The following is a 20872-nucleotide window of genomic DNA, read 5'->3' on the forward strand; positions in this document are numbered from 1 at the left end:
GGACAGCTGCAACCCTATGGACGCCTGAACCTGTACCACGCCAGCTTCGGCGACGACGCGGCCACCTTCATCGGACCGGCGGGAGCGACCGTCATCGCGAGCGCAGGCGGCTACAGCGCCGCCGAAGTGGCTGCCGGCGCGACCCTGGCGCTGACGCTCGCGACGAGCCTTTATGGCGAAATTGGCCACCTGTGGGACATCGGCGGCGATACCAGCGTCAAGTCTTCCGTGCAAGCGTCACTCGGTGTCAAGGTGCGTTGGTAAGTCTCCATCCAGTCGCCAGGACTTTGCCGCGCTGATCGCAATGTCGGCTCCCGCGCTGATGTTCCCCGTGTTTTTCGCCGGCCAGGTACCAGAAATGCCTTGCGCGCGGGCATCAAGTTCTCATAATTACGCGTAATTTCCAGAAATCACCGACAGCCTGAATCCGCTCCCGTTGCCTCCCTGCCATGCGCCTGGTCCACAACTCCCTGCACGACGAAGTGGCGGCTACCTTGCGCGAGGAGATCTTCGACGGGGCGCTGGCGCCGGGCAGCTTCGTCGACGAGGCCGCCCTCTGCGAGCGGCTCGAGATTTCGCGCACCCCCCTGCGCGAGGCGCTCAAGGTGCTCACGGCCGAAGGGCTGCTGCGGCACGAGCCCCGGCGCGGGTGCTTCGTGGCCGAAGTCACCCAGCGCGACCTCGACGACATCTTCCCGGTGATCGCGCTGCTGGAAGGCCGTTGCGCTTGGGAAGCCGCGCGCAACGCGAGCAATGCCGATATCGATGCGCTCGAAACGCTCCACGTGCGGCTTGCAAAGAACGCGCGCGCCAAGCGCATCAACGAGTACTACGCGACCAATTTCGCGATCCACGAAGCGATCATCATGCTGGCCGACAACCGCTGGCTCGCACAGGTGATCGGCGACCTGCGCAAGATCCTGAAACTGGCACGACTGCAGCAACTGCATGCGCCGGGGCGCCTCGAACAGAGCCTGTCTGAGCATCTCGCCGTATTCGCCGCGCTCAAGGCGCGCGACAGCGATGGCGCGGAGGCCGCGATGCGCACCCACCTCAACCGACAGCGCGAGGCCCTGCGGGCGGTCGCGCTCCAACAGAAGGCCAAGCTCATCTCATGAACGCCACCGACTGGATCACGCGCAGCGTCTCGCGCCTGCGCCCGGGCAGCGAGCCGGGCGCACGAAAGCACGCATCCACCTCCGGCCCGCGGCCACTGTCCGAGCGGCTGGAAGCCACCTTGCGCCGCAACGGCGAAGCGCTCGCGCCACGTGCGCTGCGCCGCGCGCTGGTCGAACTGCAGGCGGTGGTCGATCCTCAGGTGAGCGAGGTCGAGGCCGGGCGTCGTGCCCACGCGGTCGTGCAGTGGTACGCCGGCCGCGACCTGGACGAGCGGCGCGACATCTGGCTGCTGATGAGCGAACGCTTCGCGCCCGATGTGCAGAAGCTCAGCGACGCCCGCGACCAACACGAGGCCGCCGTCGGCACGCCCGACGAAGGCCAGGCCGAGGTGCACTTGCGGCGCGCGCTGGTCTCGCCGCGTGCGCGCCTGTTGCAACGCTTTGCCATCGACCCCGACGGCATGCGCTTCCTGGTCGACCTGCGCGCCCAGCTGCTGCCGCATCTCAAGGGCGACCGCCGCCTGCTGCCGCTGGATTCGGAACTCGAACACCTCTTCTCGACGTGGTTCGACGTGGCCTTCCTGGACCTGCGCCGCATCAGCTGGGACTCACCGGCCTCGTTGATCGAGAAGCTGATCGAGTACGAGGCCGTGCACGACATCAAGAGCTGGGCCGACGTCAAGAACCGCCTCGACAGCGATCGCCGCTGCTACGGTTTCTTCCATCCGCGCCTGCCGAACACGCCGTTGATCTTCGTCGAGGTGGCGCTGGTCGACCGCGTCAGCGAGGGCATCGTGCCGCTGCTCGACGAAGCCGCGGCGCTGGTCAAGCCGGACAAGGCCACGACGGCGATCTTCTATTCGATCAGCAACACCCAGACCGGCCTGCGCGGCGTGAGCTTCGGCGACTCGCTGATCAAGCGCGTGGTCGAGACGCTGCAGGAAGAACTGCCGCGCCTGAAGACCTTTGCCACGCTGTCACCGATCCCGGGATTTCGCGCCTGGCTCGGCAAGAACGCGGCCGGCATGGTGGAGCGCCTCGACGAAAAGCGTTCGACGGAACTGGGCCGTGTGGTCGGCTCGCTGCCGCCGACCGCCGAGCGCTTCCTCGCCGCGGCCGACGAGACCGGCACGCTCGACGCCAAGTCGCCGGTGCGCCAACTCCTGTTGAATTCTGCCGCGGAGTTCCTCGGTCGCGCCACTGCGGACGGCAAGCCAGTGGACCCGGTTGCGCGCTTCCATCTCGGCAATGGTGCGCGGGTGGAACGGCTCAACTGGGCCGGCGATCCCTCGCCCAAGGGACTGAAGCAGTCCTACGGCCTCATGGTCAACTATCTCTACGACCTGAAGCGGCTCGACAAGCACCGGGCGCTGCTGGCGCAGGGCAAGGTGGCGGTGTCCGGCGACATCGACGCTCTCTTTCTCAAGGCTTGATCCCTATCGGGCCGATTCCAGAGCGCCGAGGGTCCCGGCGAAAGACAGTTCACAACGACAGGAGACAAAGAATGAACCCCAACTTCCAGCGGCGCGACGTGTTGCGCCTTGCCGCGGCCACGGTCGCAGTTCTGTCCGGCGGCGTGCGCGCCCAGGCGGGCTGGCCCACGAGGCCGGTGACGATGATCGTTCCGTTCCCCGCGGGCGGCGGAACCGACGCTTTTGCGCGGCCACTGTCGGCGCAGTTCACCCGCATCACGGGCCAGACGCTTGTGATCGACAACCGCGGCGGCGCCGGCGGCACCCTGGGCGCCAGCATCGCGGCGAAGGCGCAGCCGGATGGCTACACGCTCTTCATGGGCGCCGTGCACCATGCCATTGCGCCTGCGGTCTATCCCAAGCTGGACTACGACATCGTCAAGGATTTCGTCCCCCTGATGCTGCTGGCCGACGTGCCGCAGGTGGTGGTGGTCAATCCCAAGCGCGTGACTGCGAAGACGCTCCAGGAGTTCGTCGCCGCCGCCAAGCAGAATCCCGGCAAGCTCAACTACGCCTCCGCGGGCGCCGGCACTTCGCACCATCTGGCGGGCGAACTGTTCAAGCTGCAGACCGGCACCTTCATCACGCACATCCCCTACCGGGGCGCAGGCCCCGCGCTGCAGGACCTGATCGCCGGCAACGTCGACGTGATGTTCGACGGGCTCGGTTCGTCGGCGCAGCACATCAAGGCCGGGCGGATCAAGGCGCTGATGGTGGCCGGCACCAAGCGCAATCCCGCGTTCCCCGACGTGCCTTGCGCGGCGGAAGTGGGACTGCCCGACTACACGGTGACCACCTGGTACGGGCTCTGGGCCCCCAAGGGCACCCCGGCGGACGTGCAGGCGAAGATCATCGAAGACATGAGGAAAGCCCTCGCGACCGAAGACCTGAAATCGATCTGGGCCAGCAACGGCTCGGAGATTCCGACCCTCGTCGGGCCCGCGTACGGCGCGTTCGTCAACGCGGAAATCAAGCGCTGGGCGGCGGTGGTCAAGGACTCGGGAGCCAAGCTGGAATGACGCCCTCGATCCGGCTGCACAGCGAGGGTCCGATCGCATTCGTGACGCTCGCGAATGCGGGCCGCCTCAACGCGATGACGCGCGCCATGTGGCGAGACCTGCGTGCGGTCTTCGACGGACTGGCAAAGGACACGTCGCTGCGCTGCGTCGTCGTCGCGGGCGAGGGCGATGCCTTCTGCGCCGGCGGCGACATCTCGGAGTACCCGTCCTTCCGCTTCGATGAAGCGAGCCTGCGCGAATTCCACGAGAACGAAGTGTGGGCCGCCTTGGCCGCCATGCTGGCCTGCGAACTCCCGCTGGTGGCCAGCATCGAGGGCGCCTGCATGGGCGCCGGCATCGAGATCGCGAGCTGCTGCGACATCCGCCTGGCCGGTGCGTCGTCGAAGTTTGGCGCGCCGATCGCGAAGCTGGGCTTCCCGATGGCGCCACGCGAAGCAGCGCTCGTCCACGGTGCCATCGGCGATGCCCTTGCGCGCGACATGCTGCTGGCCGCGAGCGTTCACGGCGCCGATCGGCTCTACGATGCGGGCTTCCTGCTGCGCGTGGTGCCCGATGCGGACGTGGCTGCCGAAGCGCTGGCGCACGCCCAGCGCATGGCCGGGCTGGCCCCCGAGGCCGCCCGACTCAACAAGCGCACTTTCGCGGCCCTTCGCCGAGCCGCGGGACACGAATCGATGGCGGCACTCGTTGCATCCGCCTATGACTATGCCGACTCGACGGAGCATCGCGAAGGCATCGCGGCCTTCCTCTCCAAGCGCGCACCCGTCTTCTGAAATCACCATGACCGAATCGAACAACGCCAATCTCTTTGCCGCACTGCGCGCGGCATTCCCGTCCGACCTCGACCAGATTGCCGTCGAGACCGATGACGGCCTCCTGTATTCGTGGCGCGACCTCGACCGCGCGAGCGCGATGATCGCGAACCTGCTCGACGCGCTGAAGCTCGAGGAGGGCGCGCGCATCGCGGTGCAGGTCGAGAAATCGGTCGAAGCGATGCTGCTCTATCTTGCGACGCTGCGTGCGGGCTACATCTTCCTGCCGCTGAACACTGCGTACCGTGAGGCGGAGATCGAATACTTCATCGGCAATGCCGAGCCTGCCGTAGTGGTCTGCAGCAGCGCCAACGCTTCGTGGATCGGCCCGATCGCCACCGCGGCCGGCACGCAGCATGTCTTCACGCTCGACGACGACCGCACGGGCACCCTGCTAGAAGTGGCCGCGCAATGCAGCGACCGCCATACCGTCGCGCGCAAGGCGGACGACGACCTTGCCGCCATCATCTACACCAGCGGCACCACCGGCCGCAGCAAGGGCGCGATGCTCACGCATGGCAACCTGCTGTCGAATGCCGAGGTGCTGAAGGACTACTGGGGCTGGCGGACCGCGGGTTCCGGCGACGCGGGCGGCGATGTGCTGATCCACGCGTTGCCGATCTTTCACGTGCACGGCCTCTTTGTCGCGATCCATGGCGCGCTGATCAGCGGCAGCCGGATGATCTGGCTCAATCGCTTCGACCCGAAGCGCGTGGTGTCGCGCCTGCCCGAGGCCACGGTGTTCATGGGCGTGCCGACGCTCTATGTGCGGATGCTGGCCGAGCGCGGCCTGACGCGCAAGGCGTGCGCCAACATGCGTCTCTTCATCTCGGGCTCCGCGCCGCTCCTGATCGAGACCTTCAACGAATGGCGCGAACGCACCGGCCACACCATCCTCGAACGCTACGGCATGAGCGAGACGGTGATGCTGACCTCCAATCCCTACAACCCCGTATCCGGGGAGCGACGGGGCGAAACGGTGGGCTTCCCGCTGCCGGGTGTGCAGCTTCGCGTGCGCGACGATGCGGGCGAGCCGTGCCCGACCGACGAAATCGGCCACATCCAGGTCGACGGCCCCAACGTCTTCGCCGGCTACTGGCGCATGCCCGAGAAGACGAAGGAAGAGTTCACCGCCGACGGCTATTTCAAGACCGGCGACGTGGGCAAGATCGACGGACTCGGCTACGTGACCATCGTCGGCCGCAGCAAGGACCTCATCATCAGCGGCGGCTACAACGTCTATCCGGCGGAGATCGAGGGCTACATCAACGAGATGGCCGGCGTGGCCGAAAGCGCCCTCGTGGGCGTGCCGCATGCCGACTTTGGCGAGGTGGGCGTGGCCATCGTGATCGCCAGGCCGGGGGCGACGCTCGAAGGCGAGGTGATCATCGCGGCGCTCAAGTCGAAGCTCGCGAACTTCAAGATTCCCAAGCGCTGCTTCGTCGTGGACGAACTGCCGCGCAACGCGATGGGCAAGGTGCAGAAGGCGCTGCTGCGGGAGCAGCACAAGCGCCTGTTCGAGGCCTGAGCCTTACTGCACCAGCAGCACGGAGATATCCGTCTCAGCGACCACCTTGGTGGCGACCGAACCCATGAGCGCGCGACCGAAGATGCCATGGCCGTGCGTGCCCATCACGATCAGTTCGACCTTGGCCGTCGTGGCGGCCTTGAGGATTTCTTCCGCCGCGTGGCCGTGGCGCTGGTCGATGACGTAGTTGGTGATGCCGCTCGTTGCGAGCAGCGCCTTCACCGGCTCGATCACCTTGCCTGTTTCCTCGGCGTAGTAATCCGTGATCACGCCCTTGCTGAGATGGCGTGCCACGTGTCCCGGAACGCCGGCGCACACGTGCACCAGCACCAGCTCGTTGCCGTCCACGAACATGTTCCGGTGGCTGGCCAGGTACTCGATGGCCTTCTGCGTGTGGGAGCTGCCGTCGATGGCGATCAGGATCTTCATGGACTACCTCTTTGGTCGTTGAACAATCCGCGGCGAAAGCGCCGCGCGCCCTCGTTATATATAAACCGGACTCAGCGCAGTACCAATACCGGCAACTCGGAGTGGGTAAGCACGTGCTGGGTCTCGCTGCCGAGCAGCAGGCGCTTGATGCCCTTGCGGCCATGCGATGCCATCACGATCAGGTCGATCTTGTGCTTTTTCGCGGCATTGACGATCGCCTCGGCGATGAGGTCCGAACTCACCGTGACGGTCTTGATCTTCACGCCGCTGGCCTTGGCGCGCTTGGCGACGGCGTCGAGCGTTTCCTGCGCGGATTCCGCCCACTGCTTCTCGATGCGCGCGATGTCCTCGACCGAGAAGACTGCGGCACCATCGAAGTAGTTCTTGGGGTAACGCGGCACGACCGTCAGCGCGACCAGCTCGGCGCCGTTCTGCGAGGCAAGCTCGATGGCGCTTGCGACGGCCTTCTTCGAAAGGGTTGAGCCGTCAGTGGCGACGAGGATGCGCTGGAACATGGGGTTCTCCTGAGGATGGATGTGCGGACTTTAAGCCACGCGCGCTCAGGACAGCCCCTTCCAGAGCATGTAGGCCGCGAGCACATAGAGGATGCTCCCGAACACGCGTTTGAGCTTGGACACCGGGAGACTGTGCGCGGCCTTGGCACCGAGCGGTGCGATCAAGAAGCTGCAGACCGCGATCACGCCGAGCGCAGGCAGCCAGATGTAGCCGATCGAGCCTGCAGGCAGACCCTGCACCGCCTGTCCGCTCCACACATAGCCGACGACGTTGGCCACGGCGATCGGAAAGCCCAGCGCGGCACTGGTCGCCACCGCGTTGTGGATCGCGACGTTGCACCAGGTCATGAAGGGCACGCTGATGAAGCCACCCCCCGCGCCCACCAGCCCGGAGATGAAACCGATCGCGCCGCCCGCGGCAAACTGGCCGGATGTGCCCGGCATCTGGCGGGTGGGCTTCGGCTTCTTGTCGAGGAACATCTGCGTCGCCGAGAACCCGACGAACAGCGCGAAGAAGATCGCCAAGGCGGTGCCCTTGAGCAGCGCGAACACGCCGAGGCTTCCGATCAGGCTGCCGATGACGATGCCCGGTGCCAGCCGGCGCACGATGTCCCAGCGCACGGCGCCGCGCTGGTGGTGGGCGCGCACGCTCGAGATCGAGGTGAAGATGATCGTCGCCATCGAGGTCGCGATCGCCATCTTCACTGCCAGGTCGGCGGGCACGCCGCGGTCGCCCAGGATGATCGTCAGGAAAGGCACCATCAGCATGCCGCCGCCGATGCCCAGAAGGCCTGCGAGGAAGCCGGTGCCGACGCCGAGCACGGCGAGTTCGGCGATCAGGAGGGGTTCGATCGTCATGGAAGGCAGAAGCGGACCAGAAAAAAGCCACGGCCCCGATGAAGGGGCCGTGGCCGTCAAGAATAGGTGTCTGCGAATGTGGGCCGGACTCGCATCCTGAACCGGGGTTCAGGTGGGCGAGGGCAGCAAGGCTTCGGGTTCATCTGACGCGAGATGATCACACCCGCCAAGCGATATACCAAGCCCTGCTCCGTAGAGCATTGGAACAAGGACATATAGAGCCCGACGCGCATCGCAGACAAAGTGGATTTTACGCCCGCGCAAGTCTCCGGCGAAGCACTTCAGAGTAAATGTCCGTCGCCCGTCAGTGCTTGATCCAGGCGCTTGACAAGCTGTTCGGCACGCAGGTCGTCGGCGTTGGAATCGGCGGCTGAAGCCGGGGCCGCGGCGGGGGCGGGCGCGGGCGCAGCTTCGCGTTGCACCAGGTCGAAAGCCAGGTTGAGCGATGCGAGCACCGCGATGCGGTCCCGCGCCTTGACCTTGCCGGCGTCGCGGATCTTGCACATGGCGGCATCGACTCGTTCGACCGCTTCGCGCAATTGCGCTTCGCCGCCTTCGGGGCAGCCGAGCAGGTAACTCTGGCCCATGATCTGGACTTCGATTTGTTTCATCAGGTGGAGGATGCGTCTTGGGAGGGATCGGCCGGCAGCTGCTCGAGCAGGGCGTCGAGTCGTGTGCGCGCCGCGGCGAGCCGGGACTTGAGCGCATCGCGTTCGCGCGTGAGCGCGTCCACCTGGTCCTGCAGCAACGCATTGGTGCGCTGTACTTCTTCATGGCGCACGAGCAGGCGTTCGACACGCTCGGCGATCTGTTCAATACGGCTGGATGCAGGCATGGGTGGCGATTGTAGATTCCGGCGGTGGCGGGTTTCCACCTAAAATCCCGCGCGTTGGTGCTCGCGCCGCGGTTCACGCGTCGCAGTTCAACGGGAAGCAGGAGTCGAAGCCCCCCGGGCCGAGCCAGCCTGCGCTGCCCCCGCAACGGTCAAGCAGACGGCGCCCATCGGGCGCCGCCCTCGTCAATCAGCCACTGGGTGCCCTGAAACAGGCGCCTGGGAAGGCGACGAGGGTCGCGCTGCCAGCCCGGATACCGGCCAACGAGGCGGCCGCCGCATGCCTGAAAGCATGCGCGCGGCCATGACGTCCAAGCGCCGGCGGGGAAGCCGGTGAAGGACATTGATCTTTTGTCGCTCCCATGAAAATTCGTGTTTCCTCCACCTGCGCCGACCGGTGCGCTTCGCCGTGGCCGCTTTCGCGTGCCCATGCCGTGTCCCTGTCGGTCGCTCCCTTGCTGGCGGGGCTCGCGCTCCCGGCATCCGCGCAGGACTCCACACCCGCGCTTGCCGAAACGGTCGTGACCGCGACCCGCACGCCGACGCGCATCGACGAACTGGTGTCCGACACCGTCGTCATCGAGCGCGCCCAGATCGAGCAACTGGCGAATCGCACCTTGCCCGACATCCTGGCCCGCCTGGCGGGCGTGCAGGTGTCGTCCACCGGCGGCCTGGGCAAGCAAAGCAACGTCTACATCCGTGGCGCGGAAGCGCGGCACACCATCCTGCTGATCGACGGCGTGCGCTACGGGTCGGCCACGCTCGGCACGCCGTCCTGGGACAACATCCCCGTGGAGCTGATCGACCGGATCGAGGTCGTAAAGGGTCCGGCCTCCGCGCTGTACGGCAGCGATGGCGTGGGCGGCGTGGTGCAGATCTTCACCCGCAAGGCGAACCCGGGCGATCCGGCCTTCAGCCCGCGTGCGACAGCCACCCTCGGGAGCGACAGCTACCGGCAGATCACCGGCGGGTTCAGCGGTGCTTCGGGGGCATTGACCTATTCGCTGGACGTCCAGCGCACGACCGAGAACAGCATTTCGGCGACCAACAGCAAGGTCCCGTTCGGCCAGTTCAACCCCGACCGCGATCCCTTCTCGCAAAGCGCGGCCAACCTGTCGCTGGGCTACCAGCTCAATCCCGACTGGAAGATCGACGGCGGCATGCTGTACGCTGACGGGCTGAACCACTACGACGACGGCCCGGACCGCGACACCCGTGGCACCGTACGCACCCAGACCACCTACATCGGCGTCAACGGCAAGGTCATGACGGACTGGACCACCCAGCTTCGCTATTCGCGCAGCAAGGATTACTCCCGGGCCATCATCGCGGACCCGTTCAACCTGCCGGGCCTGTTCCAGACCGTGGAGAACCAGTACCTCTGGCAGAACAACATCGCCACGCCGATCGGCACGGTGATCGCGGGCCTGGAGAGCCGCGACCAGAAGGTGGACAGCGACACCGCGTACACGGTGACGGATCGCACCATCAACTCCGGGTTCGTCGGTCTCAACGGCTATGCCGGGCCGCACAGCTGGCAGCTCAACGTGCGGCACGACAGCAATTCGCAGTTCGGCGACAACGACAACTGGTTCGCGGGCTATGCCTACCGGATCACGCCGAACTGGCGGGTCAGCATCTCGCAAGGCACCAGCTTCGTCGCGCCGTCGTTCAACCAGCTCTACTACCCGGGCTTCGGCAACCCCGCGCTCCGGCCGGAAGAGGGCAAGAACACCGATGTCGGCATCACCTGGACCCAGGGCGCCCACACCGTGAAACTGGTGGGCTACGACAACAAGATCGATGGCTTCATCACGAACGAGACGCTCCCGCAGAACGTTCCGCGGGCGCGCATCCAGGGCGGGACGCTGAGCTACGACGGCCAGTTCGACAACCTCGGGTTGCACGCGAGCTACGACTCGCTCGATCCGCACAACGAGGTGACCGGCAAGCAGTTGGCGCGGCGCGCCCAGGAGCAGGCGACCTTCGGCGTCGACTACACGACGGGTGCCTGGAAGGTCGGCGGCTCGGCGCTGTACGTGGGTAGCCGCTACGACGACACCGCCAACACCCGTTTTCTCACGAGCTACACCACGGTCGACCTCTATGCGGAATACCGCTTCGCGAAGGATTGGGCCGTGCAGGGCCGCATTGCGAACGTCGGCGACGTGGCGTACGAAACGGCCTACGGCTACAACCAGTCCGGCCGCGCCTTCTACGTGACCTTGCGGTGGCAACCAAAGTGAGCATCGCACGCCGCGAACTGATCCTCGGCGGACAGAAGAGCGGCAAATCGCGCCGCGGCGAGCAACTCGCCACGGCGTGGCTTTCACAGTCGCCTGCGCACCGGGCGGTCCTGATCGCGACGGCGCATGCGCACGATGACGAGATGCGCGCGCGCATCGAGCGGCATCGCAGCGATCGTGCGCTGCGGGTGCCTGCGATGGCGACGGTGGAAGAACCGATCGCGCTCGCGCAGGCCATTCGCCAGCACAGCGCCGCGGAAACACTGGTGCTGGTCGACTGCCTCACGCTCTGGCTCACGAACCTGCTCATGCCCGTGAACGCATCGGCGGATACGACGCCTTCGATCGACCCGGCAGTCGTCGAACTCCTCGGCGCGATCAGGGAGTCGACCGGCCCGTTGGTGCTGGTGGGCAACGAGATCGGCCTGGGCGTGATCCCGCTCGGCCGCGAGGTGCGCGCCTTCGTCGATGCGCTGGGCCGGCTCAACCAGGAAGTGGCCGCCACGTGCGACCGTGTCACGATGATGGTGGCAGGCTTGCCCCTGAGCCTGAAGGAACCCGAATGAACCGGATCGCAAGGCTTGCCCTTGCCGGAGCCTTTGCCCTCCTGGCCATGGCAGCGCAGGCGATCGTCGTGACCGACGAGCGCGGCGTCCGCGTGGAGCTTCCCCGGCCACCGCAGCGCATCGTCACGCTCCTGCCGTCGTTGACCGAATCCGTCTGCACGCTGGGCGCTTGCGAGCGGCTGGTCGGTGTCGATCGCTATTCCAACTGGCCCGATTCGGTTCGCGCGTTGCCGCAATTGGGCGGCGGCATCGATCCGAATGTCGAGGCCATCGTCGCGCTCAAGCCCGATGTCGTGCTGCTCGCGAAATCATCGCGCGTCACCGAGCGGCTCGAAGCCCTGGGGCTCAAGGTGCTGGTGCTCGAGCCGAAGAATCATGCGGATGTGCGACGTGTGCTCGATGCGCTCGGCCAGGTACTGGGCACCGACGATGCGCAACGCGTGTGGCGCGCCATCGACGCCAGCGTCTCGGCGGCGGCGCAGTCGCTGCCCGCCGGCGTGAGGAACACGCGCGTGTATTTCGAAGTCAACAGCACGCCCTATGCGGCGGGCGAAGTCTCCTTCATCGGCGAGACGCTGACGCGGCTCGGCGTCAGGAACATCGTGCCGGCATCGCTCGGCCCCTTTCCGAAGCTCAATCCCGAGTTCGTCGTGCGCGCCAATCCCGACCTGATCATGGTCGGCGAGCGCAGCGGGAACGCGTTGGAGCAGCGGCCGGGCTGGGGCAACATCAAGGCGGTGCGCGAGGGCCGCATCTGCCGCTTCACGGCCGAGCAATCCGACGTGCTCGTGCGCCCCGGTCCGCGCATGGGCGAGGCGGCGCAGTTGATGGCGAAGTGCCTGCTGGAGCAGGCCAGGTGATGGCCGCCATCGCGCAAGGACGGCACGCGTGAAGAGCCAGCACCGCCGTGCGCTGGCGCTGGGCATCGCGCTACTGGCCCTCGGTGCCGTTCTCCTGGCGGTGGGTGCCGGCGTCGGAAGCACGGGCTTCGAGAGCGTGCTCGCGGCGCGCCACGATCCGGTTGCGCTGCAGATCGTGTGGGACATCCGCCTGCCGCGCACGCTGGGCGCGTGGCTCGCCGGCGCGCTGCTCGGGCTTGCAGGCGCGGTGGCGCAGGGGCTGTTCCGCAATCCGCTGGCCGATCCCTATCTGCTGGGCAGCGCATCGGGCGCATCGCTCGGCATGGCGATCGCGCTGATGATGTTCGGCGCGTCGCCCGCCAGCACGCAGTGGGTCGTGCGCCTCGGCCTGACGGGCGCAGCCTTCGTCGGCGCGGTGCTGGCCGTGCTGCTGACGCTGACGCTGGCGCGCGGGGTGCAGCAGACGCTGCGGCTGCTGCTGGCCGGCGTGATCGTCGGCGTGGTGCTCGGTGCTGCCAAGGACCTGATCACCATCGCCTCGGCCGACATCCTCCAGGCCATCCAGGGCTTCATGCTCGGCAGCACCGGGCTGGTCGGGTGGAGCGCTTGCGCGGTGATGGGCGGTCTCGGCGCGATCTGCGTGCTGCTCGCCTGGGCGCTCGCGCCGGTGCTCGATGCCATGGCGCTCGGCGAGGCGACAGCCAGCAGCCTCGGTCTTCCGCTGGGGGCGATGCGCGCCGCGCTGGTCGCGGTACTGGCTCTGGCCACCGGCGCGGCCGTGGCGCAGACCGGACTGATCGCCTTCGTCGGGCTCGCGGCGCCGCACCTGGTGCGCTCGGTGGTCAAGACCACGCACGCCCGGCTGCTCGTGCTGTCGAGCGCGATGGGCGGACTCCTGCTGATGGCCGCGGACCTGCTCGCGCGCTGGCTGATCGCGCCGCAGGAACTGCCGGTCGGGGTGCTGACCGCGGTGCTCGGCGGTACTTATCTTCTGTGGCTCATGCATCGACGCAGCGCGCGGGGTGGCCTGTGAGCGCGCCGGACAAGCTCGGTGCATCGGCGCTCGAAGCGAGAAGGGTCAGTGCCACGCTCGGCACGACCGAGGTGCTGCATTTCATCGACCTCGCACTCGAGGCAGGACGCTGGACTAGCATCGTCGGGCCGAACGGCGCGGGCAAGTCGACCTTGCTCAAGGTGCTCGCCGGCCTGCTGCCGCATGGCGGCGAGGTGCGCCTGCTCGGGCAGCCGCTCGGTGACCTGCCCGGACGGACGCGTGCGCGCCGCATGTCCTGGCTCGGCCAGGGTGGCGCGGGCGAGGGCAGCGCGGACGACCTGATGGTCTACGACGTGGCGATGCTCGGCCGCCTGCCGCACCAGCGCTGGCTGTCGACGCCAAGCGAAGCGGACCGTGCGGCGGTCGAGCGCGCGCTGCGCAGCACCCAGGCGTGGGACTGGCGAGAGCGGCCCCTCGGCCAACTCTCCGGCGGCGAGCGCCAGCGCGTGCTGCTTGCGCGCGCCCTTGCCGTCGAAGCCGAGGTGCTGCTGATGGACGAGCCGCTGGCCAATCTCGACCCGCCTCACCAGGCCGACTGGATGCAGACCGTGCGCGAACTCGTCGCCGAAGGCCGCACGGTGATCAGCGTGCTGCACGAACTCAACGCGGCGCTTGCTGCCGATACGATGGTCGTGATGGCACGTGGCCGCGTGCTGCACCACGGCCAATGCAAGGATGCGGCCACGCATCGCGCGCTGGAAGCCGTGTTCGACCACCGTGTCGTCGTGCATCGTGTCGCGGACCATTGGATGGCTGTCCCCAAATAGGAATTCAGATCACCTCACTCATGCACATCGAGAATCCACCCAGCGAGAAGCCGTACGAGAAGCCTGAAGGCGAACGCCGCGGCATCGTCATCGTCAACACCGGCGACGGCAAGGGCAAGAGCACGGCAGCCTTCGGGCTGGCACTGCGCGCGCACGGCCGTGGCAAGGCCGTGAAGATCTACCAGTTCATGAAAGTGCCGACGGCGCGTTTTGGCGAGCACCGGATGTTCGAGCAGATCGGCATCCCGATCGAAGGGCTGGGCGACGGGTTCAGCTGGAAGAGCCAGGACCTCGAGCATTCCGCACAACTGGCGCGCGACGGCTGGGAGAAGGCCAGGGCATCGATCCTGTCGGGCGAATATTTCCTCGTCGTGCTCGACGAGATCACCTATCCGCTCATCTACGGCTGGCTGCCGCTCGAAGGCGTTCTGGAGACGCTTCGCGCACGGCCGAAAGACGTACATGTCGTCCTGACGGGGCGTCGCTGCCCCCAGGAAATCATCGACCTCGCCGACACGGTGACCGAGATGCAGATGATCAAGCACGCCTTCAAGGCCGGCGTTCCTGCCCAACGCGGCATCGAGGATTGACCACCCTGCTTGACCGCGCATGGCTCCCTCCCCCTTTGGGGGAGGGCTGGGGTGGGGGCACACCAGCCTTGATCTCGGTTGCGGCCCTGTGCCTCGCGCTGGTCGTCGATCGATGGCTGGGTGAACCGCCAACGCGATGGCACCCGGTGGTCTGGATAGGGCGCTATCTCGGAGCGGCCGGCCGACGCATCGCACCGCTCGCAGGCATGGCAGCGCCGCGTGACCTTGCGCGCCTTGCCGCTGGCGCGATCGCTTGGTGCGTCGGTGCTGCAGGCGTACTTCTGGTGGCCTGGACAATCGCCGAACTTGCGATCCGACTCCCGCCATGGGCCGCCACATTGCTCATCGGATTCGCGCTCAAGCCACTGCTCGCATGGCGCATGCTGCGTGACGAAGTGCTCGCGGTCGAAGCCGCGCTGGGCGAATCGCTCGATGCAGGCCGTGCACAGCTCGCACGGCTCGTGAGCCGCGATGTCGGCGTACTGAGCGCCAGCGAGGTGCGCGAGAGCGCCATCGAATCGCTCGCCGAGAACCTCAACGACTCGCTGGTCGCGCCGGTCTTCTGGTTCGCGCTCTTCGGCCTTCCAGGCGCGGCGGTCTACCGCTTCGCCAACACGGCCGATGCGATGTGGGGCTATCGCGGCGAACGCGAGGGCCGGGAATGGGAATGGGCCGGCAAGTGGGCCGCCCGGGCCGACGACGTGCTGTCCTGGCTGCCGGCCCGTCTCACCGCGCTGCTGCTCCACTGCTGCTCCCTTCTTGCCGGCAGGCGGATGGGCGTGGGGGCGGTTCGCGCCGAAGCGCGAAAAACCCCATCCCCCAATAGTGGCTGGCCCATGGGCGCGATGGCGTTGATACTCGGGGTCAGGCTCGCGAAGCCCGGCGTCTACGCACTGAACGCCACGGGGCGCCAGCCATCCGGATCCGACACGCTGCGCGCGGTGGCGCTGGGAAACAGGGTGGTTGCGATGTCCGCTTTGTGTGCGGCACTTGCGATCGGCTGTCTTGCGGCGATGGGTTGAACATGACGTCCTTCGACATCTTCGAGTCTCTGCACGGTGGGCCTGATGCCCAGGGCGCGGCGCCGCACGACTTCTCCACCAACGCCAATGCCTGCGGGCCTTGCCCGGCGACGCGGCTGGCGCTCCAGCGCGTGGACCCCGCTCGCTACCCGGACCCGGTCTACACGGCACTGTGCGAACGGCTTGCGCACTTCCACCAGGTCGATGTCGAGCGGATCGTGATCGCTGCGAGCGCCAGCGAATTCATCGCCCGCATCACATCGGCCGTGGCGCAGGGCGACAGCCGGCGCGTCTGGGTGCCTCCGCATTGCTACGGCGACTACCTTCGCGCCGCGAGCGCCTGGCGCTTCGAGCCGGTTCCGGAGCCGGCCGGTGCGGATCTGGTGTGGTGCGGTGATCCTTCCAGCCCGCTCGGCCAGCCGAGTCCCGAACTCGCGACCATCGTGCAGTCGGGCGGGGAGGCCACCTGCGTGCTCGATCTTGCGTACGAACCGCTGCGCCTGCACGGAGCGCTCGCCTTGACCCGGGACCAACTCGATCGCCTCTGGCAACTCTGGACGCCCAACAAGGCGCTGGGCCTCACGGGCATCCGCGCCGCCTACGCCATCGCACCGGTCGAGGCAGGCGACATGACCGCCCGACTCGAACGCCTCGCGCCATCCTGGCCGCTGGGCGCGTATGGCGTCGCGCTGCTCGAATCGTGGACGAGCGAAGCTTCGCAGCGATGGCTCGGCAAGAGCCGGGTCACGCTCAAGGCCTGGAAGGCCGAGCAGCGCGCGCTCTGCGAATCGCTCGGCTGGACCTGCGAGCCCAGCGTCGCCAGCTTCTTCTGCGCGAAGCCGAACCTGCCCTATGCGGGCGAACGCGTCGCCGAACTGAGGGCTGCCGGCATCAAGCTGCGTGACACCGCCTCGTTCGGCATTCCCGGCCACGTCCGGCTGGGGGTGCTGTCGCCCGCCAGCCAGGCGGCGCTGCAGCGCGCGTGGACCGCGACGCAATCCTGAAAGGCGCTACCAGCCGGACTGCTGCTGTTGCCCGCCCTTGATGTTGCCGGCGATGCCGCCGGCAATCGCCCCGATCGCGGCACCCGTCCAGGCATCGCCACCCGCGATCGCCGCGATACCAGCGCCGCCCAGTGCGCCGAGGCCGGCCCCGCTCATCGTCCCCTGTTGTTGCGGCGTCATGTTCGTGCAGGCGGCCAGGAGCGCCAGGGACGCAACAGCCGTCCAGCGTGCGAGTCGTTTCATGGTTGCCTCCATCACTTCTTTTGAAGGCCCGGAACGGCCATTTCGAACCAGATGATGTCGAGCACCGGTCGCTTCAGCTTCGTCGGATTCGCCGCATACCAGCCGTCGACCTTGAGTCGCACGCTGTCCAGCGTCTCGCCCTGCATGCCCTTGGCAAGGCGCGGAATGAAGCTCTGGGCGTCAGGCGGCGGATTGGTGCCGTGGTACGCGGTCTGCACCTGGACCATGTTGGCAAGGCCGACGAGGTAGGCTTTCTTGACGGCCTCATTCGACTGTGTCCATTGTTCGCCATTGACGATCTGGACGTCGGCACGCACCGGGGCAGCGGCCATTGCCAATGCCATGCACGTCGCGGCGACGGCCGTGCGCAACTGCGGTTTCATTTTCATCGGACGCTCCAAGCGGACTGGATGCGTTGCATATTGCGCTTGGGCGCGAACCGATGTCAAACAGCCATGTGGCGTGATCTGTGGATGACTTTTCTTCAGATCCGTTGTAGCTGCGGGTGCTTCGCGAACAGTTCGGCGGCCCAATCCACGAAGGCCCGGACCTTGGCGCTCAGGTGGCGGTTGGGCGGATAGACGACGTGCACCGGCAAGGGCGGCCGCGTCCAGTCCGACAGGATCTCGATGAGTTCGCCGCTGGCGATGTAGGGCTCCGCCATATAGGTAATCACCTGCGACAGGCCGAAGCCGCCCAGCACCGCCGTCATGTGGGCGTTGCTGTCGTTGACTGCAACGCGGTAGGGGCCGGAGATCTCGAACTGCTCTTCGCCGCGTTGGAATTCGTGCGGGTACACGCGGCGCGTGCTGCCCGAGAAGAAACTCACCACCAGGTGGCGCTTCTCGATGTCCCTCGGATGCTGCGGCGCACCATAGCGCTTGAGGTAGGACGGGGAGGCCACGGTCATCCAGGGCAGGTTGCCGATGCGGCGCGCCACCAGCGACTGGTCGGTCAATTCGCCGCCGCGGATCACGCAGTCGACGTTGTCGGTGATCAGGTCGACCGTGCGGTCGCTCACGCCGACGTCGACCTGGATGTCCGGATAGCGGTCGCAAAAGGTCGAAAGCGAAGGGAGGATGACCAGCCTCGCCATCGACGACCCCACGTCGATGCGCAGGCGGCCGGTGGGATTGGCCTGCGCATTGGTCATGCTGGCCTCGATGTCGTCGAAATCGTTCAGCAGGCGTGCTGTCCGCTCGAAATAGGCGGCGCCGTCCGGCGTGACGGTGACCCGGCGCGTGGTCCGGTTGAGCAACTTGACGTGCAGGCGCGACTCCAGCGCCTGGATTTGCTTCGTGACCGTGCCCTTGGGCAGGCCGAGCGAATCGGCGGCACGGGTGAATGTGCCTGCTTCGACGACGCGGACAAAGATCCGCATGGCCTGGATCTGATCCATCTATGCTTGCTCCTGGGGTGGCTTGAGGCCGGGGGGGAGCGGAATTCTCACATGGGCTTCCGAGGCGATTGTTAGCCGAATGGAAACAGAGTGAGGTCCGAGTTCCTGTTTGAAGCATATCAAGGCCGACTTATATTCAACACATCGTTCACACCGAGGTTGTCCATGTCCACTGGTCCCACCCTGCAAACTGCTGAAGCCCCACCGGCTGCCGCGCGGGGAGCCGAAACCGACATCCGCATCGAACTGCCGGATCGCGAGCCCGTGCGGGCGCGCCTGTATGGCGAGCGAGTCCGGGGCACCACGGCGCCGCTGGTCCTGCACTTCCACGGCGGCACCTTCGTGTGCGGCGACCTGGACAACGGCCGCAACGTGGGCCGCCTGCTCGCCGGAGCAGGTGCGGTGGTGGTCTCGCTGGACTACCCGCTGGCGCCGAAGGCCCCGTTTCCGGAGCCGATCGAAGTCGGCTTCGCCGCGCTCGAATGGGTCTACAAGCAGCGCATGAAGCTCGCGGGGCGGGGGGCGCAGTTGTTCCTGGCAGGCGAGGAAGCCGGTGGCAACCTCGCAGCCGCGGTGGCCCTGATGGCGCGAGACAGGGCGCATCCGCCGCTGGCCGGGCAGATCCTTCTGTCGCCGATGCTCGACCCGTGCGCGGGCACGCCTTCGCTGCGACAGGCCAAGGGTGACGCCATCCAGTGCAAATGGGCATCGGGCTGGCAGGAGTACCTGAGCCGGCCGATGAATGCTACGCACCCGTACGCCGTGCCCGGCGGCTCGCTCCGGCTGTCCGAACTGGCGAGGACGCTGGTGCTGGTCGGCAAGGACGACCCGATGCGGGACGAGGCGATGAGCTTCGCCAAACGGCTGAGCGACGCAGGCATCCCGGTCACCAGCAGCGTGTTGCCCGGCGCTTCGAACTGGCCCGAAGCGCTCTACCGGCCTGACGATTCTGGCTGTGCGGCCTGCGAGGCGGTCGTACAGAAGCACTTCCGCGAGTTCTTCAGCGCGGCACCGCCGCCTCACTGAGCGGCGTAGCACGGCGCCCCGTGCACTGAAGGATCCCGTCGCGCGGGATCACCCCGAAGGCGAGGTGAATGCACCTCGATCGACATGGCGACAAGAACGCCGTGCGGGGAGGCTTTTGTCCGCGCGATCGTGAATCCTCGGTGAGCTGGCGACGCGCTCCCACCCGATATCCGTTTCCCCGCTGTCCCGCGCTACCCGCGCGGGAGGGCGCTTTGTATCCCAAGAGTCACCAAAAGGACCTTTCATCATGTCGAACACTGAACTTTCCTCGATGGCCCGCCGTGGCCTCTGGCCCGCGGTGACCGGTGTCACCGCGATCGTGGCGATCGCATCCGCGGCGCTCGGCTTCCACAGTTTCAATGCCGAGGCGACCAACGCCCAGGCCGTTTCGGCACCGCACGCCACGCCGGTCTCGGTGGCCACCGTGGCCTCGACCGAAGTCAACACCTGGGACGAGTTCTCGGGCCGTCTCGAAGCGGTGGAGCGCGTCGATGTGCGATCGCGCGTCGCCGGCGCGGTGCAGGCCGCGCACTTCCGCGAAGGCGCGCTGGTGAAGCAAGGCGAGCTGCTCATCACCATCGACCCCGCGCCCTATGCGGCAGAGGTGGACCGTGCCGAAGCACAGGTCGCGTCGGCGCAGGCCCGGGTGTCCTTCACCCGCAGCGAGCAGGAGCGGGCACGCCGTCTCTGGGACGAGAAGGCCATCGCGCAACGCGAGCTGGATGAACGCGTCAATGCCGGTCGCGAAGCCGAAGCCAACCTGCGCGCGGCACAGGCTTCACTGCAGAGTGCACGCCTGAACCTGGGCTACACGCAAGTCCGTGCGCCGGTCGCGGGCCGCATCGGCAAGCTGGAAGTGACGGTGGGCAACCTCGTCGCGGCCGGGCCGGGTGCGCCGGTGCTGACGACGCTGGTGTCGGTCAGCCCGATCTACGCGAGCTTCGACGCGGACGAGCAGATCGTCGTGCGTGCGCTGAAGGACTTGCCCGGCGGCGCCAGCGCCCGGACCCGCATCGAAGGCATTCCGGTGCAGATGGGCACGGCAGGCATCGAAGGCACGCCCTACGAAGGCCGGCTGCAACTGATCGACAACCAGGTCGACGCCAAGAGCGGCACGGTGCGCGTGCGCGCCGCCTTCGAGAACAAGGACGGCGCGTTGATCCCTGGCCAGTTCGCTCGCATCCGCATGGGCCAGGCGCACAGCGACACGGCCTTGCTGGTCAACGAACGCGCAGTCGGCACGGACCAGAGCAAGAAGTTCGTGATGGTCGTCGGCGAAGACAACAAGGCCGAGTACCGCGAGGTCACGCTCGGTGCGCCGGTCAACGGCCTGCGCGTGGTGACCAAGGGCCTCAAGGCCGGCGAGCGCGTGGTGGTCAATGGCCTGCAGCACATTCGTCCGGGTGCGCTCGTCGAGCCGCAGACCGTGACCATGGACGCCAAGGCCGAAGTTCCGCAGCCGACCCAGCGCGTGGCTGCTGCGAAGTCCTGATCGCGGGACGCCCGGAGAAA

At 67.0% G+C, this 20872-nt stretch carries 24 protein-coding genes and 1 riboswitch; of the genes, 16 read left to right on the forward strand and 8 right to left on the reverse strand.

The window, feature by feature from the left end:
- The 6 genes from AC1D3B_RS05355 to AC1D3B_RS05380 all read left to right on the forward strand — a co-directional run.
- The coding region (locus tag AC1D3B_RS05355; RefSeq protein ID WP_478189637.1) for an autotransporter outer membrane beta-barrel domain-containing protein at positions 1-264 on the forward strand (264 nt) is incomplete at its 5' end.
- Between the two features lie 185 nt (positions 265-449).
- Complete coding sequence (locus AC1D3B_RS05360; protein WP_478189638.1) at positions 450-1118, forward strand: GntR family transcriptional regulator; 669 nt, start codon at positions 450-452, stop codon at positions 1116-1118.
- Positions 1115-2551, forward strand: coding sequence for a malonyl-CoA decarboxylase (locus AC1D3B_RS05365; protein WP_478189639.1), 1437 nt, complete (start codon positions 1115-1117; stop codon positions 2549-2551). The genes AC1D3B_RS05360 and AC1D3B_RS05365 overlap by 4 nt, the downstream gene beginning before the upstream one ends.
- Positions 2552-2622: 71 nt before the next feature.
- A complete protein-coding gene (locus AC1D3B_RS05370; RefSeq protein ID WP_478189640.1) occupies positions 2623-3609 on the forward strand; it encodes a Bug family tripartite tricarboxylate transporter substrate binding protein in 987 nt (328 codons plus the stop codon).
- Positions 3606-4382 (forward strand): enoyl-CoA hydratase/isomerase family protein, encoded by a 777-nt coding sequence (locus AC1D3B_RS05375; protein WP_478189641.1) that lies wholly within the window; start codon positions 3606-3608, stop codon positions 4380-4382. Before AC1D3B_RS05370 ends, AC1D3B_RS05375 begins: the two co-directional genes overlap by 4 nt.
- A gap of 7 nt (positions 4383-4389) precedes the next feature.
- Positions 4390-5949, forward strand: coding sequence for a malonate--CoA ligase (locus AC1D3B_RS05380; RefSeq protein WP_478189642.1), 1560 nt, complete (start codon positions 4390-4392; stop codon positions 5947-5949).
- Positions 5950-5952: 3 nt separating this feature from the next.
- On the opposite strand, the gene AC1D3B_RS05385 is transcribed toward AC1D3B_RS05380, so the two are convergent.
- The 5 genes from AC1D3B_RS05385 to AC1D3B_RS05405 form a co-directional block, all read right to left on the reverse strand.
- Positions 5953-6378, reverse strand: coding sequence for a universal stress protein (locus AC1D3B_RS05385; RefSeq protein WP_478189643.1), 426 nt, complete (start codon positions 6376-6378; stop codon positions 5953-5955).
- Between the two features lie 71 nt (positions 6379-6449).
- A complete protein-coding gene (locus AC1D3B_RS05390; RefSeq protein WP_478189644.1) occupies positions 6450-6893 on the reverse strand; it encodes a universal stress protein in 444 nt (147 codons plus the stop codon).
- Between the two features lie 45 nt (positions 6894-6938).
- Complete coding sequence (locus tag AC1D3B_RS05395) at positions 6939-7751, reverse strand: sulfite exporter TauE/SafE family protein (protein ID WP_478189645.1); 813 nt, start codon at positions 7749-7751, stop codon at positions 6939-6941.
- Between the two features lie 281 nt (positions 7752-8032).
- Positions 8033-8362 carry a cell division protein ZapA gene (locus AC1D3B_RS05400; RefSeq protein ID WP_478189646.1) on the reverse strand — a complete coding sequence of 110 codons (330 nt, stop codon included), beginning with the start codon at positions 8360-8362 and terminating at the stop codon, positions 8033-8035.
- On the reverse strand, positions 8362-8586 hold the full coding sequence (locus tag AC1D3B_RS05405) for a DUF904 domain-containing protein (RefSeq protein ID WP_286662689.1): 225 nt from the start codon (positions 8584-8586) through the stop codon (positions 8362-8364). Before AC1D3B_RS05405 ends, AC1D3B_RS05400 begins: the two co-directional genes overlap by 1 nt.
- 39 nt (positions 8587-8625) lie before the next feature.
- Positions 8626-8863, forward strand: a riboswitch (cobalamin riboswitch).
- Positions 8864-8945: 82 nt separating this feature from the next.
- Between AC1D3B_RS05405 and AC1D3B_RS05410 the strand changes: the two genes are divergently transcribed.
- Genes AC1D3B_RS05410 through AC1D3B_RS05445 form a run of 8 tightly spaced genes read left to right on the forward strand, consistent with a single transcriptional unit; the run spans position 8946 to position 16692 of the window.
- Positions 8946-10829 carry a TonB-dependent receptor domain-containing protein gene (locus tag AC1D3B_RS05410; protein ID WP_478189647.1) on the forward strand — a complete coding sequence of 628 codons (1884 nt, stop codon included), beginning with the start codon at positions 8946-8948 and terminating at the stop codon, positions 10827-10829.
- A complete protein-coding gene (locus tag AC1D3B_RS05415) occupies positions 10826-11395 on the forward strand; it encodes a bifunctional adenosylcobinamide kinase/adenosylcobinamide-phosphate guanylyltransferase (protein ID WP_478189648.1) in 570 nt (189 codons plus the stop codon). Before AC1D3B_RS05410 ends, AC1D3B_RS05415 begins: the two co-directional genes overlap by 4 nt.
- On the forward strand, positions 11392-12255 hold the full coding sequence (locus AC1D3B_RS05420; RefSeq protein WP_478189649.1) for an ABC transporter substrate-binding protein: 864 nt from the start codon (positions 11392-11394) through the stop codon (positions 12253-12255). The genes AC1D3B_RS05415 and AC1D3B_RS05420 overlap by 4 nt, the downstream gene beginning before the upstream one ends.
- A 28-nt stretch (positions 12256-12283) precedes the next feature.
- Entirely contained in the window at positions 12284-13288 is a 1005-nt protein-coding gene (locus AC1D3B_RS05425) for a FecCD family ABC transporter permease (RefSeq protein WP_478189650.1), read from the forward strand.
- A complete protein-coding gene (locus AC1D3B_RS05430) occupies positions 13285-14076 on the forward strand; it encodes an ABC transporter ATP-binding protein (protein ID WP_478189651.1) in 792 nt (263 codons plus the stop codon). The genes AC1D3B_RS05425 and AC1D3B_RS05430 overlap by 4 nt, the downstream gene beginning before the upstream one ends.
- 20 nt (positions 14077-14096) lie before the next feature.
- Positions 14097-14666 (forward strand): cob(I)yrinic acid a,c-diamide adenosyltransferase, encoded by a 570-nt coding sequence (cobO, locus tag AC1D3B_RS05435; RefSeq protein ID WP_478189652.1) that lies wholly within the window; start codon positions 14097-14099, stop codon positions 14664-14666.
- A 5-nt stretch (positions 14667-14671) separates the two neighbouring features.
- Positions 14672-15688 carry an adenosylcobinamide-phosphate synthase CbiB gene (gene cbiB, locus AC1D3B_RS05440; protein WP_478189997.1) on the forward strand — a complete coding sequence of 339 codons (1017 nt, stop codon included), beginning with the start codon at positions 14672-14674 and terminating at the stop codon, positions 15686-15688.
- Between the two features lie 2 nt (positions 15689-15690).
- A complete protein-coding gene (locus AC1D3B_RS05445) occupies positions 15691-16692 on the forward strand; it encodes an aminotransferase class I/II-fold pyridoxal phosphate-dependent enzyme (RefSeq protein WP_478189653.1) in 1002 nt (333 codons plus the stop codon).
- A gap of 6 nt (positions 16693-16698) precedes the next feature.
- Here AC1D3B_RS05445 and AC1D3B_RS05450 read toward each other — a convergent pair whose 3' ends face one another.
- From AC1D3B_RS05450 to AC1D3B_RS05460, 3 genes are all read right to left on the reverse strand, one after another.
- Entirely contained in the window at positions 16699-16935 is a 237-nt protein-coding gene (locus tag AC1D3B_RS05450) for a hypothetical protein (RefSeq protein ID WP_478189654.1), read from the reverse strand.
- An 11-nt stretch (positions 16936-16946) separates the two neighbouring features.
- A complete protein-coding gene (locus AC1D3B_RS05455; protein WP_478189655.1) occupies positions 16947-17324 on the reverse strand; it encodes a hypothetical protein in 378 nt (125 codons plus the stop codon).
- Positions 17325-17419: 95 nt separating this feature from the next.
- The gene (locus tag AC1D3B_RS05460) at positions 17420-18334 is read right to left on the reverse strand and encodes a LysR family transcriptional regulator (RefSeq protein ID WP_478189656.1); all 915 of its coding nucleotides are present in this window, start codon (positions 18332-18334) and stop codon (positions 17420-17422) included.
- A gap of 165 nt (positions 18335-18499) precedes the next feature.
- Between AC1D3B_RS05460 and AC1D3B_RS05465 the strand changes: the two genes are divergently transcribed.
- Together AC1D3B_RS05465 and AC1D3B_RS05470 are read left to right on the forward strand one after the other, a co-directional pair.
- Entirely contained in the window at positions 18500-19360 is an 861-nt protein-coding gene (locus AC1D3B_RS05465) for an alpha/beta hydrolase (RefSeq protein ID WP_478189657.1), read from the forward strand.
- A 247-nt stretch (positions 19361-19607) separates the two neighbouring features.
- Positions 19608-20852 (forward strand): efflux RND transporter periplasmic adaptor subunit, encoded by a 1245-nt coding sequence (locus AC1D3B_RS05470; RefSeq protein WP_478189658.1) that lies wholly within the window; start codon positions 19608-19610, stop codon positions 20850-20852.
- Positions 20853-20872: the final 20 nt, after the last annotated feature.

It is taken from the genome of Variovorax sp. P5_A3 (genome assembly GCF_056400665.1).